This window comes from Moraxella osloensis (genome assembly GCF_001553955.1).
Lineage (GTDB): Bacteria > Pseudomonadota > Gammaproteobacteria > Pseudomonadales > Moraxellaceae > Faucicola > Faucicola osloensis.
Map to the genome: position 1 here is coordinate 838,141 of NZ_CP014234.1, position 23,488 is coordinate 861,628.

Genomic DNA, 23,488 nt, shown 5'->3' on the forward strand with positions numbered 1-23,488 from the left:
CTAGAAAATTGCCTTAGCCACCACAACTTTTAGCCTTTTAAATCCCTTCATATATTCTTTTTTTCCCTTTGAATCGCTAGCCTTGCAATTTTTTGCATTGACGCCATTTATATTTTTAAGTCTATCAGCAAGCCATCATTTGCTCACAAATGGTCAGTTGCTTGCTGTGTTATTTAAGGGGACATAGTATATGCAAGATGATGTTTTAATGACAAATCCAGAATCATCTGAATCGCAAGAATTCACGACGCTACCATTGTTAGCTTTACGTGACGTTGTGGTGTATCCACAAATGCAAATTGCTTTATTTGTGGGTCGTACGCCTTCAGTCAAAGCAGTCGAGCTTGCGCAAAATGAATTTGACAATAGAGTATTGGTGGTGGCACAAAAAGACTCACTATCTGAAGACATTGATGCCAGTAATCTATTTGAATATGGTACGGTGTGCCGTGTCGTCAATACCATGCCACATGAAAATGACGAAAATTGCATCAAAGTGCTGATTGAAGGTCTGTACCGTGCAAAATTAGTGGATATCCAAGACACCGATGAGGAAGAAGCGGTATTACTTGCCGATTTTGAAAAAGCGCCTATCACCGTGAACATGACCGCTAAAACGCAAAAATCGCACAAAGAAGCGTTAGTTGCTTTGTTTAGCAAATATGCCGAAAATCGCCTACGTAACTCACGCGAGTTGATTCGGGTGGCTGAGCGTATCACCCAACTTGAAGAGTTGGTATATTTCATTGCGACGCGTGTCTCACTCAATTTATCGATTAAACAAAACTTCTTGGAAGTCGATGATTTGACTGCGCATATCAAAGCGTTGTCAGACTATTTGATTCAGCAAAGTGCTGAGCACAATATCGAGCAAGAATTACAAGAAGCGGTACGTCGCCAGATGGAAAACAACCAGCGCGAGTATTTCTTAAATGAAAAAATGAAAGCGATAAAATCTGAGCTTTCTGACCTTCATGAAGAACGCGGTGAAAATTATGACGATGACGACATTGCTGAGCTAGAAAAACGTTTAGCGGAAGCCGATTTGCCAGAAGCGGTGCGTAAAAAAGCAGAAAATGAGTTTCGTAAACTCAAAACCATGCCTGCCGCCTCTTCTGAATCATCGGTCGTGCGCAACTATGTCGAGTGGATTTTAGATACCCCTTGGAACAAAACCAGTGATGTCTCAATCGACCTTAACAAAGCCCATGACGTGCTTGACACTGACCATTATGGTTTACAAGATGTAAAAGACCGCATCTTGGAGTTCTTGGCAGTGCAATCTCGCGTGGATACCTTAAAAGGTCCGATTCTCTGCTTGGTAGGACCGCCTGGCGTGGGTAAAACTTCCTTGGGTGAATCCATTGCCCGTGCGACAGGTCGTGAGTTTATCCGTATGGCATTGGGCGGCGTGCGAGATGAAGCCGAAATCCGTGGACACCGACGTACCTACATCGGTGCTATGCCAGGTAAAATCGTACAATCACTGTCAAAAGTGGGGGTGAAAAATCCGCTATTCTTACTCGATGAAATCGATAAAATGGCGCAAGACTTTCGTGGTGACCCTGCTTCAGCGCTGCTTGAAGTGTTAGACCCATCGCAAAATCATAGCTTTAACGATCATTACCTTGATATGGATTTAGATTTATCCCAAGTGATGTTTATCTGTACTGCCAATAGTATGGATATTCCGCCTGCGCTGCTTGACCGTATGGAAGTGATTCGTCTGCCAGGTTATACCGAAGATGAAAAAATCAGCATCGCGGATAAATACTTAGTACCAAAAGCCATCAAGCAAAATGGCTTAAGTGATACTGAGATTGATATTACCGATGAGGCACTCAAAGCGATTGTACAACGTTATACCCGTGAAGCAGGTGTGCGTAACCTTGAACGTGAAATCAACAAAATCGCCCGCAAAGTGGTGAAACAAAACGTTGAATCATCGGGCAAAGACAAAGCGGAAGATAAAACCGCGGCACACAAATTAACGGTCGATAGTTCAAATGTCGCTGATTACTTGGGTGTATACCAATTCGATTATGGCTTGGCGGAGCAAGAACCTGAAGTCGGTCGCGTCACAGGTTTGGCTTGGACACAAGTCGGTGGTGAGCTGTTGACCATTGAAGCGGTTGCAGTGCAAGGTAAAGGTGAACTAAGTTTTACGGGTTCACTAGGCGATGTGATGAAAGAGTCAATTCGTGCGGCGATGACGGTGGTTCGTGCCCGTGCTGATAGCTTAGGCGTCAGCTATGATAAGCTCAAAGGCACAGATATCCACGTGCATATGCCAGAAGGTGCGACCCCCAAAGACGGTCCATCCGCTGGTATTGCGTTAACGCTTGCGTTAGCCTCTGCGATGACAGGTATTGCCATCCGCCCCGATATTGCCATGACAGGCGAAGTTACTTTGCGTGGCAAAGTGCTGCGTATCGGTGGCTTGAAAGAAAAACTGCTTGCAGCGCATCGTGGCGGTATCAAACACGTGTTGATTCCAAAATCCAATGAACGTGACTTGGTTGATATTCCTGACAATGTCAAACAAGGCTTAAGCATCCAGCCAGTAGAAACGATTGATGAAGTATTTAAAGCGGCGTTGGTATCACAGCCAGTGGCGTTAAAACCCAATCAATTGCCAGTCGATGCCAGTGACATTAGTTTAAAAAGCTAGTTTAAAAAGCTATTTTAAAGAGCTAGCTTAAAAAGCTAAGCTGACACTGAAGTAAAAGCTGAAATAAAAACTGAAATAAAAAGTAAAGAAGTAAAAAAAAGCTGAGATTGATTCTCAGCTTTTTTTATGCAGGCAAAAATTATTCAACCGATTTTTCGCGCGGCAAATCACCTTCTTGGGAGGCTGATGCCATGTCTTTATCTAACTCATAGAAGTTTTGGTTATCCGCCTTATCTTTTGATGCCAAGGCAAATTTATCACGTAGGTTATTGATTAACGCCTCTTCTTCGATTTGTTCTTTGACAAACCATTGTAAGAAATTGAACGTTGCCCAATCGCGCTCTGCCATGGCTTGGTCCACAAGTGCATAGATTTTTTTTGAATTTTCTAACTCATGTTGCCAGACGTCTTCGATACAGGTTTCGAGACTGACAGGGTTATCACGCGGTGCAGGAATCGCTTCAATTTTAGCTTCGCCACCACGCTCATTGATATAGGCTAAAAATTTGAACATATGGTTACGTTCTTCAGCCGAATGCTTGTAGAAAAAATCTGCAATACCTGGGTAATTGTTCACTTCCGCCCAGCTACCGAGCGCGATATACGCCTGCGCTTGCGTGGCTTCTTCCATCATTTGCTTGTTTAACGCTTGTTCCATTGCGTCTGAAATACGTTTATCGTTTGACATGTTATTTTCCTCTGATGATTTTTTTGTGGCTCATTTTATAAGATGGCTAATCTTGACTAGAAAACGTTATCGCCTGATTGGCTATCATGGCTGGCTACCAAGATTGGCTATATAGTTGTTAAGGATAAAAATAGAGCATTACCAAAACTATTGCCTCTCGTTGCCATGAATTAAATTGTCATGTATTACAAGTTACATTGGTAATGACGCTCACAGTATAGATAAAAAGCTGGCAACAAACAGAGTTTTTTACTCAATTTAGCTGAAAGATACACAAGCCTTTAACATAAAAATGCCGGTTAAAACGCGCAAGGTTACCCCAAATTTTTCCTCGCTATTCAATCGCTTTGTTTTGCGTTGCCAACCAACTAAACACACAATTAAGCGCCATTAAAATCGTTAAAAATCCCATCGATAGCGTCCAAGTATGACTCAAGTCTTTAAGCCACCCTGTCACAATAGGGCCGGTTATGGCGATGCTATAACCCACGGTTTGTGCCATCCCCGACAGTTCAGCGGCTTGTTGACTATCCTTTGATTTTAAGGTAAAAATCATCATACATAAGGTAAAAATCACCCCACATCCAAAGCCCGATGCAATACTCCAAACCCATACCCAACCTTGCAGGGGCAAAAACCCAAAACCAAACACGCCCACCAAGTTTCCCACTGCGGCAAGCAACGCTAACGTGCGTAAATTCCAGTTGCTTGATACCCATTTGGTCAACAGTAAAATCGAAGGAAAAGCGACCAATTGAAACACCATGCCCACGTTGCCTGCTTGCGCTTTGCTCAGCCCTTTATCAATGAGTAACGACGGTAAAAAACTGGCGAGCGTATAATAAAGTAGTGATTGCAAACCCATAAACGCACTAATCCACCACGCCATCGGGATTTTCCAGACTGATTTTCGGCTTGGTTGTTCTGCTTGGGCAACCGCTTGGTTGATGACTTGAGCATCATGGGTGCTAATTTTTTGCCGTAACCGCAAATGGGCGACTATTAGCCAAGCTGCTACCGCTGCCACGGAGACCCAGCCCCATACCCCCAATGCAAACTGCCAGTTGGACAAGCTGACAAGCCACATCGCAATGCCTGACGCAAAGCCAGCAAACACCGACAAAAACATCGAGTAGCTTCCCATCATAAGCCCAATGTGATTGGGGGTGTATTTTTTGATGACGGCAGGGATTAATACATTGCCGAGTGAAATCGCCAACGATAGCAGCACCGTGCCCGCTAGCAAAAACCCTAATTGCGGATGCGCCACCCGCACAAAAATACCGATGGCAAGCAAACTGGTTGCCAAAATCATGGTGTTTTCCAACCCAATACGCCGTGACAGCATAGGCGCAACAAACGAACTCGATGCAAATGCCATGACAGGAATCGTACCAATCAAACCAATGGTTTTGGTCGTTAACCCCAAATCCTGCTGAACCAGTTTTGCCACCGCACCAAACCCAATAATGGGCGCGCGCATATTGATAGCCAGTAGTAAAATGGCAAGGACTACCGTGACAATTAATGCCTTGCTCGGGGCAGTCGCTACCGAAATCTGAGACGTGTTAGCAGCAGGGTGAATATTCGACTGGCTCGATTGCGACGCTGAGAATTTCATACATCTTCCAAAGTTTTAACTAGGTAATCTATTAGCAAGGGTGATTTAATAAGCTTATTTTAACGAGCTTGAGTTAACAGGCTTGGTTTAACGGGCTTGAGTTAAAAGGTTATCTTTTAACACATTCGCCAAGCCAGCGCACGGTTTATTCACATAACGGCTAAAAATTCACTGTCTATCCGTTTTGCTCAACCGTTAGCCCAAATTTTATGATATCAGTGGGCTACGATGGATAAATTTTTAACCAATTTATGCTACTATGTATTTTTTGTGCCAGTCTTTGGCGCATTGACTTGGTAATTTGATTTGGTAACTTAATTTGGTAAATTGACTTAGCAAATTGACTAGCCACATTGATTTAACACATTGATTATCTTGTAAGGATTTGTCATGGTGGATACGCTTACTTCAAACGCAGATGCAACGCCCGAAATTAACACTCGACTGTGGAGCACCTTGATTCGCAACCTAACGCCCTACACACCGGGTGAACAGCCCAAGCATGACAATCTGTGTAAGCTTAATACCAATGAAAACCCTTTTCCACCCTCCCCCAAAGTCGCTGAAGCCATCGCACAAGTTTTGCTCAATCAAGCCGATCATTTAAAACGCTACCCCGCCCCAGAATCGGATGAGCTGCGTGCGGTGATGGCACAAGTTTATCAGGTAGCCCCCAATCAAATTTTTGTCGGTAATGGCTCTGATGAAGTTTTGGCGCATATTTTTGCTTGTTTTTTTGTCAAAGACCGTTCGGTATTAACCCCTGATATTGGTTACAGTTTTTATCCTGTATATGCCGATACTTTCCACGTGAATTTGGTGACCATTGCGCTCAAAGCCGATTTTAGCATTGATGTCGATGACTATCGTCGTCCTTGTAGTGGCATTATTATTGCCAATCCCAATGCGCCAACTGGGGTGCTTTTGCCGCTGGCGGATATTGAAAAACTTCTACAAGAACATCGCAATGCGGTGATTGTGATTGATGAAGCGTATATTGATTTTGCAGACACCCCCAATGCCTCGGCGGTCAGTTTGATTGATAAATATGATAACTTAGTGGTAACCCAAACCTTTTCAAAGTCTCGCTCATTAGCAGGGCTACGTGTCGGCATGGCGTTTGCCAATCACTCACTGATTGAAGCGTTAAATCGGTATAAAAATAGTTTTAACAGCTATCCCCTAGATCGCCTTGCCCAAGCAGGCGCAGTTGCCAGCTTGCAAGATAACGATTATTTTGTTGCCTGCAACCAAAAAGTCATTGCACTACGCCATGATGTCACTCAAGCTTTGACCCAATTAGGCTTTACTGTCTTGCCTTCACAAGCCAACTTTGTGTTTGCCAAACCACCTGCTTCGATGGGGGAAACCATACAGGTATTTGAGAAACTGCGGGAGCAAGGGGTGATTGTTCGTCATTTTAACAAGCCAAAAATTAGCAGTTATTTGCGTATCACCATCGGTACAGCAGAACAAAACCAACGCTTACTAGATACCTTAACAAATTTGTTTTGACCGCTGTGAGTGACCCTAGCATGCAGTTTTTTATCAAATGCCAAAATATCGAAACAGGCGAGGTGGTGACTTATCGCTTCGCTCATCAAGCGGATTTATTGGCATTTAGCCTGCAATTGGGTCGCAAAAAATTGGCGATTGTGGATACCCATATCGCCTTTTATGATATTGAGCTAGTGTTTAATCCATTTGAGGACGAAAGCGTGCCCATCAGTGCAGCTGAACTCAATACCGCACTTGATGGCAAATTTTGTTAACCGTCATTTTGCAAAATTTTTAGTAAATTTCCTACTTTATCAAAACATTCTTGGTATTCTGCATCACAGTCTGACGCAATCGTGATGCCGCCGCCTGCCCACAGACTGACATTATTATCTGAAGCTTGTAGCGTACGAATCAGCACATTCCATTGCCCTGTGCCATCAAAATTGAGATACCCCATGGTACCACAGTAAGCCCCGCGCGGTTTGGCTTCCAATTCATTGATGATTTCTACCGCGCGCTTTTTGGGGGTACCCGTGATTGAGCCCGCGGGCAGACTTTCAAGCAATACCGTCCAAGGGCTGATGTTATCTTTGAGGGTGGCGGTGATAGTGCTCACCATATGGTGCACATTGCTAAAACTTTCGATATCAAACAGTTTTGGAACTTTTACCGTTCCAGTCTTGGCATATTTTCCCAAATCATTGCGCAGCAAATCGACAATCATGACATTTTCGGCGATGTCTTTTTCGCTGCTGGCAAGTTCATTTTTATTGGCTTGGTCAGCGGCTAGGTTTTGTCCGCGTGGGCGCGTGCCTTTGATGGGTTTGGTGATAATGGTGTGTTCGCCTTGCCCATTTCTGTCAAACGTAAAAAATAGCTCAGGTGAGCAGCTTAGTAGTTCAAAATTGTTTAACCCAAGATAGCCTGCAAACGGGGCGTTAGTCGATTGATGTAAGCTTGGCAGATAATCCACCAACTGTTGATTGAACAACTCACCTTGCCAGCACTGAGTAAGATTAATTTGGTAGCAGTCGCCTGCTATTAGGTAGTCTTGGACTTTGTTAAAAGCTTGGTGGTACGCAGATTTTTGCCATAAAGGTAACAAGCTAAGCGGCTTTGGTGTAGGAAGCTTGGCGTGACTGACTAAATCATTCAGCCAGTTTTCGATGTTGACGGCTTGCGCCATGGCTTCCTCAGTGGTGGTATGTAAATGCCACTTCTGGTGTTGATAGGTCAAATAAATATCATAATGTCCCAAAAATAGCTGCGGCTGATGGGGCGTTAAGTAACTAGATTCCACCTGATGTGCACTTGCTTGCACGTGGTTTGCATTTGCTAAATGATGGGCTGATAAATCGTAGCTAATAAACCCCATCAAGCCATCTTGGTAGCCTATATTAGCCGTATGTTGGATAACAGACTGTTTAAGTGATAGCTGTTGATAAGCCTCAAGCACAGCCGTTAGTTCGCCAATCTCAACAGCCTTAGTTGCCTTATTTGTGGCAGTATTAGTCGCAGTATCAGCCCCAGTATTAATCACGGTATCACAGTACCCTAAATCATCGAATGAGCAATTTTGCCGTTGCTTTTGGGTAAGCTGATTTTGAGGATGTATTTCAAAAATTGTTTTGGGCAATAAACCGATAACATTTTGACCTTCGTTATTGAGCCAGATCGGATAGATTGCATGATTATTTGCCGTATTAAACTGCTCTAACAGGGTGATGAGTTGAGAAGGCGCAAGATGTTGTAAACTTGGCATTGGGTACATGCTTTACCTTTATGATTATATTTAGCGTCAAAAAAGCGATGACAATCGGGTAACTGTCATCGCCTATTTTTATCAATTATGACGGTCCATCAGTATTTATTCAACAAACTTTTTGATAATCAAACTTGCATTGGTACCACCAAAGCCAAAGCTATTAGTCATAATCGTATTAAGATTTGCATCCCGTTTCTCACGCACAATATCAAAATCTTTGGCTTTCTCATCCAAGGTTTCAATATTGATATTGGGCGCAATAAAGCCTTGATTGAGCATCAATAAACAATAAATCAATTCTTGCACCCCTACCGCACCCAAGCTATGACCTGTCATTGATTTGGTCGAGCTAATCGGTGGCAACTCACTTCCAAACACTTGGCGAATCGCTTCAAGCTCAGTAATATCCCCAATCGGCGTACTGGTACCATGGGTGTTGATATAGTCAACGGAGTTTAAGCCTGCTTGTTTAAGGGCTTGTTTCATACAGTTGACCGCACCTACCCCACTGGGTGCCACCATATCCGCCCCATCCGAGCTTGCGCCATAGCCAACAATCTCTGCCAAAATAGTCGCGCCGCGTTGTTTCGCAGAGTCTAGGCTCTCAACCACCACCATGCCGCCACCGCCTGCAATCACAAAACCGTCTCGATCTGCATCGTAAGGGCGACTGGCGAGTTGCGGCTTGTCATTGTACTGTGTGCTCATCGCACCCATGCCATCAAACATACAAGATTGTGTCCAGTCTTCTTGCTCGCCGCCGCCTGCAATCACAAGGTCTTGCTTACCCAATTGAATCAGCTCCATGGCATGACCCACACAATGCGTTGAGGTCGCACAAGCTGAGGCAATAGAGTAGCTAACCCCGCCAATCTTTAACCCCGTTGCGACACTGGCTGATACCGTACTTGCCATGGTTTTTGGCACTGCCATGGCGCCGACACCGCGCAAGCCTTTTTCGCGCATTGCATCGACCGCTGCCGCCACATCGGCACTCGATGTCCCACCCGAACCTGCTACTACGCCGATATTAGTGTTATGAGCAATATCTGCTAATGACAATCCTGCTTGCTCGATTGCTTGTAGCGCACTTAGATAGGCGTATAAACTGGCTTTTGACAAGAACCGTTTAAGTTTGCGATCGATATGCGAGGTATCTAGGTTATCGTCATCAATACTACCTGAGACACAAGCTTTAAAGCCTTTTTCTTGATAAATGGGATTAAATACCAAGCCTGATTTGCCTTGCTGTAGCGACTCGCTGACTGTGGCTAAGTCATTACCAATACACGAGATAAGTCCTGCCCCTGTGATTACAACGCGCTGCATATACCATTCCTTTTGGTTTAATCAATTGATGATAAATATCACGCTATTGTACCCCTCTGGATTTCACCTGCCTAGTTTTTCCCCAAAAATGTTACAAAATATTTCTTACGCCACAGCTATTCATCACGTTTATAGTTAATTATCTTGTCTTTACCAAAATTCGATATATGCGAAACACTCAAACAAATCGATAAAAGATATCATTGTGTAACGTCTCTTTACGCATTAAAGTTGAAAAGTGCGGTCACTTTCTTTACGCTATTTTACTACAACATTATTTTCCAATAAAAAAGCATAATATTAAGGATAACTCTCATGTCAGCCTCTACTTCTATTAGCCGCCGTGTCTTTGAAGCGTTGGGTCACAAATTAGCACAACTGAGCGCAAAAGATACGATACAAACCAAACCATTAGCTGATATTGATTTTGACAGCCTTCAACAAGCCTTATCAAACGATAAAAACGCGTTTCATGAGCATATTCCCAAACTATCAAAAAAACTACTTGGTAAAACCCCATTTGGCAGCTATACCAAAATGGCGACCTCACTAATCCCCAAGGCAAGTTTTGATAAAGCAACGGATGCGGTTTTTTCCCAAGTCGGTAAACTGTCGCAAAATTGGGCGAATTTTGATTTGGCGCGTGATGCGCGTTTTAAAGACACTTTGGTTGCTAGTGAACGACAAGCCCTAGCCCGCAGTATTGGCGATCAAAACCGTGCTTTAGCTACCCTAGGTGGACTTAGTAACTTGGCAGGTTTACCAGGTATTTTGGTAGATACAATGTGGTTATTGGCTGTGTGTTTACGGACGATTTTCCAAATCAGTGCAATTTATGACCGTCCGTTGACGGGACAACAAGGTATCGCCATCGCTTATGAAATTTTAGCTAAAGTGGATCTCAATAAATTGCAAGAAAAGCAAACTTTACTCGCAGGCTTGGGTATATTTGAAGCGATGACCGACCAGTCGATTGAAGAATATAGAGCGGCAGTACTTGCCGAAGAAGACAGCCAATCAGCGATGGGGATATTAACCAAACTAGAAGAACTATCGACGCAGTTTAACATTAACATTGAGCAGTTTAATTTCGGTTTTTTACATAAAGTCATTCCACTGACTGCAGTTGGCTTGGGTACGGCTTATAACAATATAATTATCAATGAAGTGATTGAAATTGCGATGTCGGTATTTGCCCCCGCGCCAAAGTTGACGCATATGACTGAACAATAACCATAAATAATAACTGCGCTAGAACCAATGCGTTGATTTTTAACCGATAAGGTTTTTAAAGTTAGCGCATGGTTTTTTTAGTTTTAGTCTTTTTTATTTTAATCTGTTGTGATGTGATTCACAGTAGGCTTGATAAGCACGATGTTTGATAACTTCCCTTCCCCCACTTTTTTCAAATTTTTCTAACAATCAGCATCTGCATCATCCATTTGCCTTATTTGGGTAATTTTTTAGTTGATAAAGCCAACAAAAATCTCTATAATACGCTGTCCTAAAAATAGCTTATTAGCAGTTTTTAGAGATTTTTTGACAACAAACGGGAGAGAGTGCCTTATGGCAACTACAAATCAATTAATTCGTAAAGGTCGCAATACCATTACTGAAAAATCAAAAGTGCCAGCATTAAAAGCTTGCCCACAACGCCGTGGCGTGTGTACCCGTGTATACACTACCACACCAAAAAAACCAAACTCAGCGATGCGTAAAGTATGTCGTGTACGTTTGACGTCAGGTTTTGAAGTGTCAAGCTACATCGGTGGTGAAGGTCACAACCTACAAGAGCATAGTGTTGTACTTATCCGTGGTGGTCGTGTAAAAGACTTACCAGGTGTTCGTTACCATACAGTTCGTGGCGCACTTGACTGTGCCGGCGTAAAAGATCGTAAACAAGGCCGTTCAAAATACGGCGCAAAACGTCCTAAAGCATAATTTTAGCCGTTTTTTACCCCATTTTTTAACATTGTTTGCATAGTTGATTATAGTTTTACCATACTATGCAGTAAGGCTGGTGAAAAGCAACCGCTTAGCTACCAGACTACCCTGAATACACAAGGAAATTATCATGCCTAGACGTCGCGTCATCGCTGCCCGTGAAATCCTACCAGATCCTAAATTTGGTAGCAAAACACTTGCTAAATTCATCAACCATGTAATGGTTGATGGTAAAAAGTCAGTTGCAGAATCAATCGTATACGGTGCATTAGACCGTGTTTTAGAAAAAAATTCGGGCATTGACCCTGTACAGTTTTTTGAAGATACGTTAGAAAGAGTTCGCCCAATGGTGGAAGTGAAAGCTCGCCGTGTGGGTGGTGCTACCTACCAAGTTCCTATGGAAGTACGTCCCTCCCGTCGTACTGCATTAGCAATGCGTTGGTTGGTTGATGCGGCTGCAAAACGTTCTGAAAAATCTATGGCTTTACGTTTAGCAGGTGAATTGCTAGACGCAGCTGATGGCAAAGGTAATGCACTGAAAAAACGTGACGAAGTTCACCGTATGGCTGACGCAAACAAAGCGTTCTCACACTATCGTTTCTAATTGATACTGATTGCTATCACCTAGGTAGCAATTAGCTTATAATAAAATAGATAATATTGGGTGACTTGAAGTTTGCAAATTCAGCCCAATATTGCATATTGAAAAAGAAGCTTGTCATGCGTTTGTCATGGCAAGCTCTTATCATACAGCACTTATGTCAAGAGTAAGGCTTTCTTTTATCTAGTTGGTTGTCGATCTTTCAATCAAACGTTAAAACTAATTATTATTCATTTTAAGACATAACTGTTTATTGATAATGGAATAATTTTAATCTTTAGTCCTTAGGAATTAACTATGGCACGTACAACACCCTTGAATCGCTATCGTAATATCGGTATCTCTGCACATATTGATGCGGGTAAAACGACAACAACTGAACGTATTTTGTTTTATACAGGTAAAAACCATAAGCTAGGTGAAGTGCATGAAGGTGCTGCAACCATGGACTGGATGGAACAAGAGCAAGAGCGTGGTATTACTATTACCTCAGCGGCAACGACTTGTTTCTGGTCTGGTATGAGTCATCAATTCCCAGAGCATCGCATTAACATCATTGACACCCCCGGTCACGTTGACTTCACCATTGAAGTAGAACGTTCAATGCGTGTACTTGATGGTGCATGTATGGTTTATTGTGCGGTTGGTGGTGTACAGCCTCAGTCAGAAACCGTATGGCGTCAAGCGAACAAATACAAAGTACCGCGTCTTGCGTTCGTCAATAAAATGGACCGCACAGGGGCAAACTTCTTTCGCGTTGTTGAACAGGTAAAACAACGTCTTGGCGGTAACCCAGTCCCTGTGGTTGTGCCAATCGGTGCGGAAGATACTTTTGAAGGGGTGGTTGACCTTTTAGAGATGAAAGCCATTATTTGGGATGTTGCTTCTCAAGGTATGAAATTTGACTATGCTGAAATCCCTGCTGACCTAGCTGACACTGTTGAAGAATGGCGTAGCAACATGGTTGAAGCAGCCGCTGAATCTTCAGAAGAGCTGATGGATAAATACCTAGAAGAAGGTGATTTATCACGTGAAGATATCGTAGCAGGTTTACGTGCACGTACCTTAGCGGGCGAAATTCAACCGATGCTTTGCGGTACGGCGTTTAAAAACAAAGGCGTACAACGTATGCTTGACGCGGTTATCGAATTCTTACCAGCACCAAATGACGTTGATGCGATCAAAGGTGTGTTAGATGACAAAGCTGAAACTGAAGCGACGCGTGAATCATCGGATGATGCACCATTTGCGGCTCTTGCGTTCAAAATCATGAATGACAAATACGTGGGTAACTTAACTTTCGTACGTGTGTATTCAGGTGTTGCTAAACAAGGTGACTCTGTTTATAACCCAGTGAAAATGAAACGTGAGCGTATTGGTCGTATCGTTGAGATGCACGCTAACTCACAAAAAGAAGTGGATGAAGTTCGCGCAGGTGACATCGTTGCATTTGTGGGTCTAAAAGATGTAACAACGGGTGATACCCTATGTGACGAAAACAATATCATTACGCTTGAGCGCATGGAATTCCCAGATCCTGTTATTTCATTGGCCGTTGAACCAAAAACCAAAGCTGACCAAGAAAAAATGTCTATCGCATTGAACCGCTTGGCTAAAGAAGACCCATCATTCCGCGTACACACTGACGAAGAATCAGGTCAGACAATCATCAGCGGTATGGGTGAGCTTCACTTAGAAATCTTGGTTGACCGTATGAAGCGTGAGTTTAGCGTTGAAGCAAACGTGGGTGCACCACAGGTTGCTTACCGTGAAACGATTCGTACTACCGTTGAACAAGAAGGTAAATTCGTACGTCAAACAGGTGGTCGTGGTAAATTCGGTCACGTTTGGTTACGTCTTGAGCCACTTGATACGGCTGACGGCAAAGACTACGAATTTGCTGAAGAAGTTGTTGGTGGTGTGGTACCAAAAGAATTCTTTGGTGCGGTTGACAAAGGTATCCAAGAGCGCATGAAAAATGGTGTTCTTGCAGGTTACCCAGTTGTTGGCGTTAAAGCGACCCTATACGATGGTTCATACCATGACGTTGACTCTGACGAATTGTCGTTCAAAATGGCAGGTTCTATGGCATTTCGTAAAGGCTTTATGAATGCAAACCCTGTGCTACTTGAGCCAGTCATGAAAGTAGAAGTTGAAACACCGGAAGACTACATGGGTGATATCATGGGTGACTTAAACCGTCGCCGTGGTATGGTTCAAGGTATGGATGATATGTTTGGCGGCGTTAAACAAATCCGTGCTGAAGTACCACTAGCCGAGATGTTTGGTTATGCAACCCAATTACGTTCAATGTCTCAAGGTCGTGCAACCTACTCAATGGAGTTTGCAAAATACGCTGAGACACCACGTAACGTTGCTGATGAAATCATCAAAAAATTCACTCATAAAGGTGATGAAGAATAAGTTTGATGGGCAATTTGATGGTTAAACCCACTCAAATGCTTCTATCCTATTCGACACTGTTAAAATTATAAGTTAGCTAATTTGACCTGTTAAATTTAATGGGTCAAATTTTCATGACCTATAAGCGTTGATAATAAAGTAAATGACCTAAGACATTGGGTTAATATTAACAAAAGAGGATTAAATTATGGCAAAGGCCAAGTTTGAACGTACTAAACCACACGTTAACGTAGGCACCATTGGACACGTTGACCATGGTAAAACAACCCTAACAGCTGCGATTGCGACCGTAGCGGCAAAACACAACGGTGGTGAAGCCAAAGACTACGCGTCAATTGACTCAGCCCCTGAAGAAAAAGCCCGTGGTATCACCATCAACACCTCACACATTGAATATGACACCCAAGCACGTCACTACGCACACGTAGACTGTCCTGGCCATGCTGACTATGTTAAAAACATGATCACCGGTGCCGCACAGATGGACGGCGCTATCCTAGTCGTATCAGCCACTGACGGTCCAATGCCACAAACCCGTGAACACATCCTACTATCACGCCAAGTAGGTGTACCATACATCATCGTATTCATGAACAAATGTGACATGGTTGATGACGAAGAACTACTAGAGCTCGTCGAAATGGAAGTACGTGAACTACTATCAAGCTACGACTTCCCTGGCGATGACACCCCAATCATCAAAGGTTCTGCCCTAGAAGCCCTAAACGGCGGCGAAGGCAAATACGGTGAACCAGCGGTGCTAGAACTACTTGACACCCTAGACAGCTACATCCCAGAACCAGAACGTGCGATTGACAAACCATTCTTGATGCCAATCGAAGACGTATTCTCAATCTCTGGACGTGGTACAGTCGTAACCGGCCGTATAGAATCAGGCATCATCAAAGTTGGTGAAGAAATTGAAATCGTTGGTATCAAACCAACCACCAAAACCACCTGTACTGGCGTTGAAATGTTCCGTAAACTGCTAGACGAAGGTCGTGCAGGCGAGAACTGTGGTATACTACTACGTGGTACCAAACGTGAAGACGTACAACGTGGTCAAGTATTGGCTAAACCAGGTTCAATCAAACCACACACCAAATTTGACGCAGAAGTATACGTACTATCAAAAGAAGAAGGTGGTCGTCACACCCCATTCTTAAATGGTTACCGTCCACAATTCTACTTCCGTACTACTGACGTAACTGGCGCAATCCAATTACCAGAAGGTACAGAGATGGTAATGCCTGGCGATAACGTTGAAATGAACGTAGAGCTAATCCACCCAATCGCAATGGACCAAGGTTTACGCTTTGCAATCCGCGAAGGTGGCCGTACTGTAGGTGCGGGTGTTGTTGCTAAAGTTAACGACTAATCGTTAATAAGCATACAAAAGAGTCACTTCGGTGGCTCTTTTTTTATGCCTACGCTTTTATTAACCGGTTACTTTGCCACTAAAATTTACTTTTGGTTAATATTGGTTTAAGTGGTTTTAGACAATAAAAAAGCCAAGCGTTATGCTTGGCTAAATAATATACCGCTAAATACTAGTGTAGAGCGCTGATATAGTCAGACAATACTTTAATGTCATTATCTGATAATCTCGATGCCACGATTTGCATCATGCCTTTATCGCCTTTTTTAGACGCATCATTCATACGCGTTTGTGATGGGTCGGTCACATCGTCTTCACGACCTGCCGCACGAAATAGTTTTAATTGGGTTGCGATATAAGCTGAATGTTGACCCCCAATACGTGGGAAAGCGGCTAAATCGTTGCCATTGGCTTTACCACCGTGACAGCCTGCACAAGGAATCACACCGCGTTTGCTATTACCACCATAATACAATTTTTGCGCTGTTGCTGCGTAAGCAGGATTGGCATAACCTACCCCCCAACGTGGTTGGCTTGCATAATAACCTGCCACATTCGCCATGTCTTGGTCATTTAATTTTGCCACTTGCGCCGACATGATAGGGTTGACACGCGCGCCTGATTTGAATTCGGTTAGCTGTTTATAGAGATACTTGACGTTTTGTCCGCCAAGGTTAGGCTGTGCAGGAACAGTACTAACGCCATTGACGCCATGACAAGCACCACAAACTGATTCAGCAATAACCTTACCTTTGGCAATGTCATATTTTGGTACGGTAACAGCTGCAGAACCGCTTACGCTGGCAATTAAAAGGCTTGCGGCAGTGAGTATTTTTTTCATCGGTAACAATTCCTACTAAAGCGTGTTGGTTATGACTCACAATGAGCTAGCGACAAAGGCATTACTTACAATATCAAAGCAACACCCAGTTATCATCATACATATTTATTGCTTTAACACGGGTGAATGTATCTACTAAGTTACAATATTATAGCAAGACAACCATGCGCTTGTCTGCAAAATTTGTAGGCTACCCTACTAATGAACAGTAATCATATGGCTAATACGACATTTAAGTTAGCTAAATGATTTTAAAACACCGAGGGTTTTGTCTATTACAGTGACAGTCTTGATTAAAACCATAATCGAATAATTGATATGGCTGATTATTATGCCATAACTTAATAATCATGTAAAAGCCATTTGCAAGTTGGCAAGCGGGTTTCACTACAAAAAATATCTCACAAATCAGCACTAGCAAGTGCGCAAAATTTTGGGTTATGGGTATTTGCTGATACAATAGCGCTTTAACATTAAGATTATGTGCCGATGATGGATTCTACTAACACCCTTGCGCCAACTGCGATTACTGACGATAGTGATGCGGCAAAACGCTGGTTGCATCAAACCCAATTTATGCTCTCTGCCCCTACCTTTAAACTGTGTCCTGCCGATACGGGTCGCGAAGTGGCCTTTGCTGGCCGCTCAAATGCTGGTAAGTCCTCTTGCATTAATGCATTGACCCAGCAGCGCCAGTTAGCCCGTTCCTCCAAAACCCCAGGTCGCACCCAAATGATTAACTTTTTTAATATGGGCAATTTGGATCAGCGGTTGGTGGATTTGCCAGGGTATGGCTATGCCGCCGTGCCCGAGGCGATGAAAAAAGAATGGCAGTCAGAGCTTGAAAAATACCTCATTTCGCGTAAAAGTCTCGCCGGTTTAGTGCTGCTCACAGACATTCGCCATCCATTAAAATTCTTTGATGAGCAAATGCTACACTGGGCAAAAGATGGTGAGCTTGAGGTTCATGTGCTATTAACCAAAGCCGATAAGCTCAAATATGGTGCTGCCAAAAACACGCTACAGCAAACCCGCAATCAGCTTAATAAATTAAAATTGCCGTTTAGTATTCAATTATTTTCCGCCCAAGATAGGATTGGGCTCGACGAACTGTCACTGAAACTTGGCAACTGGTTGGCGCTACCCGAGCAGGATGAGCCAACAGATAATGAACCTACATTAACCATCTAATCGTTAAGAGGGTTTAAACTGATTGGCGTCTTGTACTTGGTTGATTTGCTGGTTCAGCAGTGCCAGCAAAGATTGGTTACTAGGTAGCTGCTTTGCTAACGATTTGGCTTGGGTCAGTGATGTCACCGCGTCTTTTAGCTCATTGCGCCATAACTCGCCATACGCGCGATAGCGTAACGTATTGATGCGATGAATCAGTTGCTCATTGCCGCTACGATGTTTTGCAAGTAGTTGACTGGCTTGTTGCAATCGATCCCACAGCATGACATCACGGGGATTTTGCTTGGATAAGGGTTGAAGCAGCGCTAATACTTTTTGACCACTTTCTGCGGTAGGTCGATATTTTAAATAAATGTCACTTAGATAGCGTGGCACATCTGTGCGCTCAGGATACACAGAGGCGAGTTGCTGCAATTTAGCGATTGCCACATCGACATTGCCTTGCTGCGCCGCTAACTGACTAAATGTCACGACTGCCAGCGGATTGGCGAGCGTGTTGATGTCCTTGTCAAAATCCTGCAGTAAGCTTTGCGCCGCTTTGGGTTGTGCATTATCGAGATAATAATTAATCAGCGCAAGCTTGGCACCTTTATTGGTTTTTGCCCCTTGTTCCAAATCGGCTTTGTTGACTAGATAGCCATAGTAGCGAGCACGCCACTGGATTTGTTCAAATAGCTGCGCACGCTGCTGTTGAATAGATTGATAACGGTTTGATGCCATATTAGCCTGACTATCACGCTTGTAAGTTGCGACTCGCGCCCTTGCTTCACTGATTCTATCTGCGGTGAGCGGATGGCTTAAAATAAAACTGGGAATCAAGGTGTTACTTTTGACAGGGTTTTGTTGGTCTAGGGTGGCAAAGAAGCTGGGCATGGCATTGACATCATAGCCCGCTTGGTTCATGATTTGCATGCCAATACGGTCAGCTTCTCGCTCTTGACCACGGCTATAGGAAGCAGCAGCGTTGGCCGACATCGCCTGAGAGCCTAGCATGACAGCGGCAGCGGCATCACCATCTCCGACTTTAGATGCTGCCACGCCCGCCAAAAGACCGCCTGCCTGCATCAGTAGCTGTTTGGTTTTTTCATCATTGCGATGTTGATAATGGCGCTGGCTGACATGAGCAATCTCATGCGCAACGACACTCACTATTTCATCTAGACTTTTGGCTTTATCCAACAAACCGACATTGATGCCGATAAGCCCAGACGGTACTGCAAAAGCATTGATTTGCTTGTCATTGATAATCACCAGCCCCATGGGCGCGTTGAGACCTGCCACCGCATTGATTTGCCACACAATTTGTTCAAGCGATTGCTGCAACCAAGGGTCTTTTATCAGCGCTGCATTGCCGTTGATTTGTCGAAGTGCCCACTCACCGACTTGGCGATTTTGCTCGGTATCGATGAGCGCTTGCCCATTGTCCATAGAGGCTAATTGGCTATTGACCTTGGTAGGCTCAGCACTTGTAATCATGACTGGATTAAAAGCAGGCGCACTTTGATAAGAGAAGTTATCGACAGCAAGCACGCCCGTTGATAGGGTACTTAATACAGCCACTACGGGCATTTTTCTAAATAAATAACCAGCAAATGGATTGATGGGCATGCGCGACCTTTGACAGCGAATTAGCTTAGAATGATGTTTAAAAAAATGGTGTTTAAAAAAAGGTAAATGCTACATAATACTGCTCAATATACAAATTTCAGCAGCTTTAAAAAGCCAAATTTTGTAATGATATCTTGCTACAATCTACCGACCACTAAGTACAGGATAAAGGTTAGATTTTCAAAAATATAATGCTAACTTTGATTTATCTCAATCGTCTACACTTGTAATTTAGCCTATAATAACCACCTAACACACTTTAAATTTTCCAGTAGCGATTTTATTACCATGACGGATTCTTCTCAGATTATGCTAAATCCTGCCTTACTCTCAGATGACGCCTTTTGCCAAGATTGGGGATTGTTTCGCTCAGGCGAACATAACAATCTCAACATCAATGCTCAAATTGAGCACTATGTGGATGGCAAAGGACTCGCCTGCCCGATGCCGCTGCTTAAACTTAAAATGGCACTAAAAAAGACTGCGTTGGGTCATGCAGTGTATGTGACTGCAACCGACCCTAACAGCAAGCGTGACATCGCAGCTTTTTGTCAGCATGCCGGATATACACTGGTACAGCACACATCAATCACGCCGTCTGAAAATACAACAGACACAATCTTTCACTCGATCATAACCAAAAATTGCTAAACGCCTCTTACAAAAAAGCTGGCTTTAAGGCATACTAAATAACAGAAACTAAAAGACAATTGACAGGCTATTTCATGGCTACAAAGACCAAAACAACGACAATAAAAAAGACTGCCAACGCAAAAAAATCGACCAAGCTTGACGCTAAGCTGGGTGACGACCCACACGCTGCCTTTGATGACATCGACGATGACGAACTCGATGAATTTGACGAGCCAGACTTTGATAGCTTAGGTGACGACGATATTGATCTTGCACAGCTCCCTGATAGTTATGATGACTATGAGGAGTTGTTGGACGAGGCTGATGACGACTATGACGATGAGTTTGCTAAAAAACCACGAAAAACTGCGTCGCGAACCCGTCAAAAGAGAACCATGACCAATGCCCTTGTGCCTACCATGCCCACTGCGTTATCTGCCCCTGGGGTAAATCTAGGCGCGTATATCAACGCGGTTCATCAAATTCCTATTTTGACAGCAGAGCAAGAAGAGGAGCTAGCACATCGCTATGCCGACGAAGGGGATGTAGAAGCAGCTCGGCTACTGGTTATGTCGCATCTGCGATTTGTGATTCACATTGCGCGCAGTTACTCTGGCTATGGCTTGCCACAAGGTGATTTGATTCAAGAAGGCAATGTCGGCTTGATGAAAGCGGTGAAACGTTTTGACCCAAACAAAGGCGTGCGTTTAGTGTCTTTTGCCGTGCATTGGATCAAAGCTGAAATCCATGAGTTTGTGATTCGCAACTGGCGTATTGTCAAAGTCGCGACCACCAAAGCGCACCGCAAGCTGTTTTTTAACTTGCGCTCACTGAAAAAAACCAACAACCAGTTAACGCTCGAAGAAGCCGAAGCGATTGCCAAAGACTTAAATGTTACCGTCAAACAAGTGCTAGAGATGGAAAGCCGTCTGACTTCGTATGATGCATCGTTTGAAGCACAAAGTGATGATGAAGACGAAGGCCGCTATGCACCGCAGTATTTTTTAGAAGATGCGGCTGACCCAGCTGATATGGTAGAAGATGCTGATTGGGAAGAAAATAACAATTCAGCCTTGATGGAGGCGATGGAAGACTTAGACGATCGTTCGCGGGATATCGTACAGCAGCGCTGGCTCAATGAGCAAAAAGCGACCTTGCACGAGTTGGCGGCAGAGTACAATATATCAGCGGAACGGGTTCGCCAAATTGAAAAAAATGCCATGGATAAAATCAAAGAAGCCATGTTAGCCAATACCCATTTGCAGTTGGATTAACTATCATGAACTGGATAAGTATTGGCGCGATAAATATGGCAGTGGCGGTCGCCTGTGGGGCGTTTGCCGCACATGGGCTTAAACCGCGTTTGTCAGCCGAGCAAATGGCTTGGTGGCAGACGGGTACGCAGTACTTTTTTTATCACGCGCTTGGGTTGTTGATTGTTGGTATGTTATTGCGTATAAACCTCACCTCGCCTACTATCGCGTGGGTGATGCAATTGGGTATTGTGCTTTTTACAGGTTCCCTGTACTTGATGGCTTTGGGTATGCCACGTTGGCTTGGGGCAATTACCCCGATTGGCGGCACGCTGTTTATTATTGCATGGACTTGGCTTGCTATCAGTGTTGCTAAGCATACTTCATCAGTTTAACCCCATTTAACCATAACAGAAAGCGTAACAAAACAGGAAGCGAAATAATGCCACAAGTGACTTTAAATGGTGACGTCAAACAAACGTTACATCAAAATCTCTTACAATTCTTGAATGAAATGGGGCAAACCCAAGGTCGTTTTGCCGTTGAAATCAATGGTGAATTGATTCCAAAAAGCCAATTGGCAAATGTCACCTTGCAAGATGGTATGAACATTGAAGTGGTGCAAGCGGTGGGTGGTGGCTAATCATATCCGCGTAAGAAAAGCGGGTAAGTTACCCGCTTTTTTGTTTTTGCGTTGGATTAATTTTTAGTCATGGCTAATAAACGATTGGCGGTTAGCCCGTGTAAAAACACCGACATCGCAATCATTACCACACAAATCACCCAAATTTTTAGCGCTTCATCACTGGTAAATACGCCTTTATTCATCGCATAGGCGATATAATACAAGGTACCAATTCCGCGGATACCCAGTGCTGCTGTCACCCAGCGTTCATTGCGACTCATTCCCAGTTTACCTAGGCTAAAATAACCCACGATGGGACGTATCAAAAATATAAACGCCAAACATACCACATACACTTGCCAGCTAAGGGTGACATCACTCGCTAACGCTTGACCCACTAGCAGTCCCAAGAATACCATCACAAGCGACATCAGCAAACCTTCAATTTGTTCAGCAAAATCATGCAAGCCTTGATGATATTCATGTTCACATTCTGAACGCCGAAAAGTTAAGGCCGCCACAAATACCGCAATAAAACCATAACCATGCACAAACTCTGTGATGCTATAGGCCAGTAACATCAAGGCTACTACCATATAACTTTGCTCGACTTTATCGGGATATGCCTTGGTAAATAGCCAATTTGCCAAAAACTTACCGACACAGTAACCCGCCGCCACCCCTGCGATGATTCGCCATAACACATCATAGCCCAACCAATGCAGCCAATCTTCTGCACCAAAGCCCTGATTGAGAGACGCAGCGGTAGCAATCGCTATCGCTAAATACACGAATGGAAATGCCAAGCCATCATTGAGACCCGCCTCTGAGGTGAGGGTAAATCGGGTCACATCTTCCTGTCGTTCGGAGTTGGGTGGACCGACTTGAATGCTAGCCGCTAGCACAGGGTCGGTTGGTGCTAGCACAGCACCGAGCAAAATAGCCGCCGCCATACTGAGTCCAAAAATGTAATGTCCCATCAATGCCATCGCGGCGATACCTACTGGCATCACAATCACCAACAGCCTTAAGGTCGGTTGCCACGTTTTCCAATTGAGCGGACTATCGAGTTTGATACCACAACCGACCAACGAAATCAGCACCACCACTTCCGTAACTTTCTCGATAGGAACGCCATAATTAAGCGGATTAATTCTAGGCAGCCCCATAAAAAAATACCCTAGCAGTGCGCCAAAGGTAATTTGTATCATAGGCAGGGATATCGAAAGCTTGCGCGGTAGCACAGGAAAGAATGCCCCGATTAAAAACGCCAACCCCAAAAAAAGTAAAATCAAATTATAGTTTTCAAGCATACCTGTGTACCAAGATAAGTTGCTAAAAGAGCCTTGCAACTTGGTTTATATCATTTTGGTTTATATCACTTCAAATAACTGGTAGTAAAAATAGTTGCTATTG

The 23,488-nt window shown here is 43.8% G+C and carries 20 protein-coding genes; 13 read left to right on the forward strand and 7 right to left on the reverse strand.

Annotated features, from left to right (window positions below; translation table 11 throughout):
- The first annotated feature begins 190 nt into the window (after nt 1–190).
- A complete protein-coding gene (lon, locus tag AXE82_RS03635; RefSeq protein WP_172460488.1) occupies nt 191–2,671 on the forward strand; it encodes an endopeptidase La in 2,481 nt (826 codons plus the stop codon).
- 139 nt (nt 2,672–2,810) lie between these two features.
- On the opposite strand, the gene AXE82_RS03640 is transcribed toward lon, so the two are convergent.
- Both AXE82_RS03640 and AXE82_RS03645 read right to left on the reverse strand, forming a co-directional pair.
- Nucleotides 2,811–3,359, reverse strand: a complete 549-nt coding sequence (locus AXE82_RS03640; protein ID WP_007116475.1) for a ferritin — start codon at nt 3,357–3,359, stop codon at nt 2,811–2,813.
- A 334-nt stretch (nt 3,360–3,693) separates the two neighbouring features.
- Complete coding sequence (locus tag AXE82_RS03645; protein ID WP_062331553.1) at nt 3,694–4,980, reverse strand: MFS transporter; 1,287 nt, start codon at nt 4,978–4,980, stop codon at nt 3,694–3,696.
- Between the two features lie 390 nt (nt 4,981–5,370).
- Between AXE82_RS03645 and hisC the strand changes: the two genes are divergently transcribed.
- Both hisC and AXE82_RS03655 read left to right on the forward strand, forming a co-directional pair.
- The gene (gene hisC, locus AXE82_RS03650; RefSeq protein ID WP_062331556.1) at nt 5,371–6,495 is read left to right on the forward strand and encodes a histidinol-phosphate transaminase; all 1,125 of its coding nucleotides are present in this window, start codon (nt 5,371–5,373) and stop codon (nt 6,493–6,495) included.
- A gap of 20 nt (nt 6,496–6,515) precedes the next feature.
- Nucleotides 6,516–6,752, forward strand: coding sequence for a hypothetical protein (locus AXE82_RS03655; protein ID WP_227713385.1), 237 nt, complete (start codon nt 6,516–6,518; stop codon nt 6,750–6,752).
- Here the strand turns inward: AXE82_RS03655 and AXE82_RS03660 are convergent.
- Together AXE82_RS03660 and AXE82_RS03665 are read right to left on the reverse strand one after the other, a co-directional pair.
- Nucleotides 6,749–8,242 (reverse strand): anthranilate synthase component I family protein, encoded by a 1,494-nt coding sequence (locus AXE82_RS03660; protein ID WP_115304610.1) that lies wholly within the window; start codon nt 8,240–8,242, stop codon nt 6,749–6,751. The genes AXE82_RS03655 and AXE82_RS03660 overlap by 4 nt on opposite strands.
- A gap of 105 nt (nt 8,243–8,347) precedes the next feature.
- Nucleotides 8,348–9,574, reverse strand: coding sequence for a beta-ketoacyl synthase N-terminal-like domain-containing protein (locus AXE82_RS03665; RefSeq protein WP_062331562.1), 1,227 nt, complete (start codon nt 9,572–9,574; stop codon nt 8,348–8,350).
- 315 nt (nt 9,575–9,889) lie between these two features.
- Here AXE82_RS03665 and AXE82_RS03670 point away from each other — a divergent pair, with 315 nt between their 5' ends.
- The 5 genes from AXE82_RS03670 to tuf all read left to right on the forward strand — a co-directional run bounded on the left by AXE82_RS03670 (nt 9,890) and on the right by tuf (nt 15,921).
- A complete protein-coding gene (locus AXE82_RS03670; protein ID WP_062331565.1) occupies nt 9,890–10,807 on the forward strand; it encodes an EcsC family protein in 918 nt (305 codons plus the stop codon).
- Nucleotides 10,808–11,140: 333 nt separating this feature from the next.
- Complete coding sequence (gene rpsL, locus AXE82_RS03675; RefSeq protein ID WP_007116468.1) at nt 11,141–11,515, forward strand: 30S ribosomal protein S12; 375 nt, start codon at nt 11,141–11,143, stop codon at nt 11,513–11,515.
- Nucleotides 11,516–11,648: 133 nt separating this feature from the next.
- Nucleotides 11,649–12,122: a 30S ribosomal protein S7 gene (rpsG, locus tag AXE82_RS03680; protein WP_050325821.1), complete on the forward strand. Its 474-nt coding sequence runs from the start codon at nt 11,649–11,651 to the stop codon at nt 12,120–12,122.
- 294 nt (nt 12,123–12,416) lie between these two features.
- The gene (fusA, locus tag AXE82_RS03685; protein ID WP_062331568.1) at nt 12,417–14,543 is read left to right on the forward strand and encodes an elongation factor G; all 2,127 of its coding nucleotides are present in this window, start codon (nt 12,417–12,419) and stop codon (nt 14,541–14,543) included.
- 187 nt (nt 14,544–14,730) lie between these two features.
- Entirely contained in the window at nt 14,731–15,921 is a 1,191-nt protein-coding gene (tuf, locus tag AXE82_RS03690) for an elongation factor Tu (protein WP_062331575.1), read from the forward strand.
- 172 nt (nt 15,922–16,093) lie between these two features.
- Here tuf and AXE82_RS03695 read toward each other — a convergent pair whose 3' ends face one another.
- Nucleotides 16,094–16,762, reverse strand: coding sequence for a c-type cytochrome (locus tag AXE82_RS03695; RefSeq protein WP_062331577.1), 669 nt, complete (start codon nt 16,760–16,762; stop codon nt 16,094–16,096).
- 489 nt (nt 16,763–17,251) lie between these two features.
- On the opposite strand from AXE82_RS03695, the gene yihA reads away from it, so the two are divergent.
- Nucleotides 17,252–17,953: a ribosome biogenesis GTP-binding protein YihA/YsxC gene (gene yihA / locus AXE82_RS03700; RefSeq protein WP_197931449.1), complete on the forward strand. Its 702-nt coding sequence runs from the start codon at nt 17,252–17,254 to the stop codon at nt 17,951–17,953.
- 3 nt (nt 17,954–17,956) lie between these two features.
- On the opposite strand, the gene AXE82_RS03705 is transcribed toward yihA, so the two are convergent.
- Nucleotides 17,957–19,561, reverse strand: a complete 1,605-nt coding sequence (locus AXE82_RS03705; protein ID WP_062331580.1) for a M48 family metalloprotease — start codon at nt 19,559–19,561, stop codon at nt 17,957–17,959.
- A 288-nt stretch (nt 19,562–19,849) separates the two neighbouring features.
- On the opposite strand from AXE82_RS03705, the gene AXE82_RS11885 reads away from it, so the two are divergent.
- From AXE82_RS11885 to thiS, 4 genes are all read left to right on the forward strand, one after another.
- The gene (locus AXE82_RS11885) at nt 19,850–20,212 is read left to right on the forward strand and encodes a sulfurtransferase TusA family protein (RefSeq protein WP_227713384.1); all 363 of its coding nucleotides are present in this window, start codon (nt 19,850–19,852) and stop codon (nt 20,210–20,212) included.
- 74 nt (nt 20,213–20,286) lie between these two features.
- The gene (gene rpoH, locus AXE82_RS03715; RefSeq protein WP_115304580.1) at nt 20,287–21,468 is read left to right on the forward strand and encodes an RNA polymerase sigma factor RpoH; all 1,182 of its coding nucleotides are present in this window, start codon (nt 20,287–20,289) and stop codon (nt 21,466–21,468) included.
- 5 nt (nt 21,469–21,473) lie between these two features.
- A complete protein-coding gene (locus tag AXE82_RS03720; RefSeq protein ID WP_062331583.1) occupies nt 21,474–21,842 on the forward strand; it encodes a DUF423 domain-containing protein in 369 nt (122 codons plus the stop codon).
- A gap of 47 nt (nt 21,843–21,889) precedes the next feature.
- The gene (thiS, locus tag AXE82_RS03725; protein WP_007115192.1) at nt 21,890–22,090 is read left to right on the forward strand and encodes a sulfur carrier protein ThiS; all 201 of its coding nucleotides are present in this window, start codon (nt 21,890–21,892) and stop codon (nt 22,088–22,090) included.
- 56 nt (nt 22,091–22,146) lie between these two features.
- On the opposite strand, the gene AXE82_RS03730 is transcribed toward thiS, so the two are convergent.
- Nucleotides 22,147–23,385: a cation:proton antiporter gene (locus AXE82_RS03730; protein ID WP_062331586.1), complete on the reverse strand. Its 1,239-nt coding sequence runs from the start codon at nt 23,383–23,385 to the stop codon at nt 22,147–22,149.
- Nucleotides 23,386–23,488: the final 103 nt, after the last annotated feature.